Annotated in this window: 3 protein-coding genes; 1 reads left to right on the top strand and 2 read right to left on the bottom strand. The window is 47.0% G+C overall.

The window, feature by feature from the left end:
- Window positions 1–52: 52 nt before the first annotated feature.
- Both WAM07_RS17640 and WAM07_RS17635 read right to left on the bottom strand, forming a co-directional pair.
- Complete coding sequence (locus WAM07_RS17640; RefSeq protein ID WP_422168700.1) at window positions 53–298, bottom strand: DUF3006 domain-containing protein; 246 nt, start codon at window positions 296–298, stop codon at window positions 53–55.
- A 12-nt stretch (window positions 299–310) separates the two neighbouring features.
- Complete coding sequence (locus WAM07_RS17635) at window positions 311–1,936, bottom strand: S-layer homology domain-containing protein (RefSeq protein ID WP_422168699.1); 1,626 nt, start codon at window positions 1,934–1,936, stop codon at window positions 311–313.
- Window positions 1,937–2,184: 248 nt separating this feature from the next.
- Here WAM07_RS17635 and WAM07_RS17630 point away from each other — a divergent pair.
- The coding region (locus WAM07_RS17630; protein WP_422168698.1) for a S8 family serine peptidase at window positions 2,185–3,370 on the top strand (1,186 nt) is incomplete at its 3' end.

Genomic DNA, 3,370 nt, shown 5'->3' with positions numbered 1-3,370 from the left:
AATCTGGATGACCTGAGGTGGAAGGATTTGGATTTGTATTCCGTGGTCACTTTTATTTCTTTTTGGATTTTTTCTTTAGTTTTTCTAATTTCTCTTTGGCTTGCTTGCGGCGTTCGGCTGTTTCCTGTTCAAGCACTTGATAGTCCTTGCCATGACCGAGATCGGCGGGTTCTACCAGATCTCCTTCTTTGGCGTGGGAAGGCATGCGTTCTATAGGAATCAGTTTCTCGTTATATTCGTTTCCTTTTTCTAAGAGAACGGCTTTCCCGTTTTCAAAACGATCGATGGTATAACGCATGGATCATTCACCTCAAAGTGTAATTTGCGGCTTGATTTCTTCAAGCGTAGCTTCTCCGATATAACTCACATTGAGCAGCTCTTCGTAGGTTTGGAAATCACCGTAAGTTTCACGATACTCGATGATATTCCCTGCAATGGTTGGGCCGATGCCGTTAACCTCCTGCAGCTCCTCGTAGCCTGCCGTATTCACGTTAATCAAGCCAGGAGTTTCCCCGTCATTGTCACCATTATTGCCATCATCCTGATCGGCTATACAAGGATCGCTGCCATCGAAAGTTGAAGCGTTCACGTCATAGTTATTTCCGGTAGAGGTGATCGTAATGTCTCCCTCGTCACACGTAGAGTAAAGTTTGACGTCTGCCTGCCACAGGCGGTTCACCACTTCAGAGTCCGGGTGTCCATAAGAGTTCTCACCATAGGATAAGATCCCCACTTCAGGCTGTACTTCATCCACAAATTCATCAGAAGTGGACGTTGAGGCGCCATGGTGGCCGACTTTCAATATTTCAGCTTCTAGATTGTAAGCCGGGAGCATTTCTTCTTCATTCTCAACGGTAGCGTCTCCCGTTAATAAGAAGTCAACTTCCCCGTGAGTAACCTTTAATACAATCGAGGATTCATTGTTATCACTGGAAGACTCTTTGCTGTTCATCACTTTCATACTCATGTCTTCATAGGATAGAACTTCACCTTCGACAGCTGTATCAAAAGGAATATCCTTCTCATCGATCAAGTCCAGGTAGTCCATGTACGTATCCGTCGTATGGTCTTTGCCGCTGTCGAGCACTTGCTTCACGTCCATCGTTTCCAGCACATCGATCAAACCGCCGATGTGATCAGCGTCCGGGTGAGTAGCAACCATTAAATCAATCGTGTCGATCCCTGCAGATGCTAAGTAATCCACCACTTCTTGTCCTGCTGATTTACGTCCACCATCGATCAGGATCGTTTGGCCGGATGGGGTTTCAAGCAGCGTGCTGTCTCCCTGGCCAACATCGATGAAATGAACGGTCATATCATCAAGAGGACGAAGATTTTTGTTAACCGTATAAGAAAGAACGACCGAAAATTCAGCACGGTTAATTGATTGAGACGGGCGGAACGTGCCGTCTGTATAGCCGTTTATGATGCCCTGAGACGCGAGGTCTTTAATGGCACCGGTCGACCAGTTATCACCGACATCTGAGAAAAAGACATTTTCCCCGTAATTTCGTTTTACGTTATAAGCGCGGTCGATTAAAAAGGCAGCTTCATTCCGCTTAATATAAGCGTCCGGTTTGTAGGTTCCATCCGGGTATCCGGACACTAAGCCTTTCTGTGCGGCTACGGCGATCGCATTATAGTAAATACTGTCTCTGCTTAAATCATAAAATCCGGGATCTTCCTGAGCTTCGGCATTCGGGTACAAGTCGTTGACGAGCATCATCGCGGCCTGCGCACGAGTGATAGGATCCTTGGGACCGAAGTAGCCGTTCCCATATCCATTAATAATCCCTTCGTTACTTAAATACGTGATTTCTTCCTTCGCCCACGGCGTTTGATCCAGGTCGCGGAAAGCCTCTTCCGCCTCAGCGGGCTGCGTCGTTAAAGCTGTAACCAAAAGGAAAGCAGCTAAAAACGTCATCCAATTTCTCATTATGCGTACCTCCTAGTTGTTTAGTCTTACCATACTAGGAATCTAGTCTATTGAAAAGGGTTTGTAATAAAACTGCCAAATATACCCACCTCAGGTCTCCCAGATCCTGGGAGACCTGAGGTGGAAGGAGGTGGTAATTGACAGATGCGGGGTATTTAGTTGTGGTTTATTCTGGGACTATATTCTTTCGTAACCGGTTAATGTTACAATCAGGTTACAAATGCTGATAGATTAGTAGGAGGAATTATATGAAGAAACGTACCAGGTATTCAATTACATCGGTGATGCTCAGCCTGACCCTTGTAGCCCCGACGCTCACAGGTATGGCTCCATCATCATCGGTCCAGGCAGAAGAAAGAATGAAGGAGATTCCTTTAGAGGAGATAACGAAAGGAGAAACACAAACTTCCAAACCGGAAGAGGAATCTTCTTTCAAGAAGGATGATAGACCCGTCAAACAAGTACATAAGAAAGAGAGCTCCAAAAGCTCCAAGCAAGTCGAAGAGGTGGATCTGAAAGACGTACATAACCGCGGCATCTTAATCGAAGTGAAGGAGTCTTCATCGTTTTCAACAGAGACGTATGAAGTAAATGAAGGACCCCTGTCCGAAGCGCTCAAACAGCATAACTTCCGCCTGCTTGAAGTGAAGGAAGACGCGGATTATCACCACGTGCTGCAGCAATTAAACGAAGATCCGGCGGTCCTTACGGCTGACCCGGACTACATAAGTGAATCATCCTACGTTCCTTCTGACCCTGAATATTCAGGACAGTATCAGTATGATGACATGAATATGGAGAAGGCCTGGAATGTGACGCGAGGTTCTTCCGATACGACGGTTGCGGTACTGGATACGGGCGTCTACAAGTATCACGAAGACCTTCAGGGCGTCGTCCTGCCAGGATATGATTTTGTTAACAATGACGCAAACCCGGATGACAATCACGGCCACGGCACGCATATCGCCGGATTGATCGCGGCTAATTTTAATGACCGGGGAATCGCAGGACTTGCTCCGGAGACAAAAATTCTTCCGGTCAAAGTAGGGGACTATGAAGGGAAATTCAGCGATTCTAACGTTTTATCCGGTATTTACTATGCCATAGACCAGGGAGTGGACGTCATTAACATGAGCTTCGGAGCCTATCATAAGTCCGCTGCCGAAGAACGCGCGCTATGGAAAGCTTATAATGAAGGGATTGTTCTCGTGGCGGCAGCGTCCAATGATGGAATCCGGGATGCATCCTATCCAGCTTCCTATTTTCCAGTCATCAGTGTAGCAGCCACGGATCGCTCCGGTTACCCAGCTGCGTTCTCCAATTACGGAACATGGGTTGATTTAGCAGCTCCCGGCGTCTTCCTGACCAGCACGTCTTATATGGGGGACTACACCAGTATGAGCGGGACATCCTTTTCAGCTCCGCTTGTCTCCG

This window comes from Halobacillus sp. (genome assembly GCF_049282395.1).
Classification (GTDB): domain Bacteria; phylum Bacillota; class Bacilli; order Bacillales; family Halobacillaceae; genus Halobacillus.
This window is presented reverse-complemented; position numbering and strand designations above follow the sequence as displayed.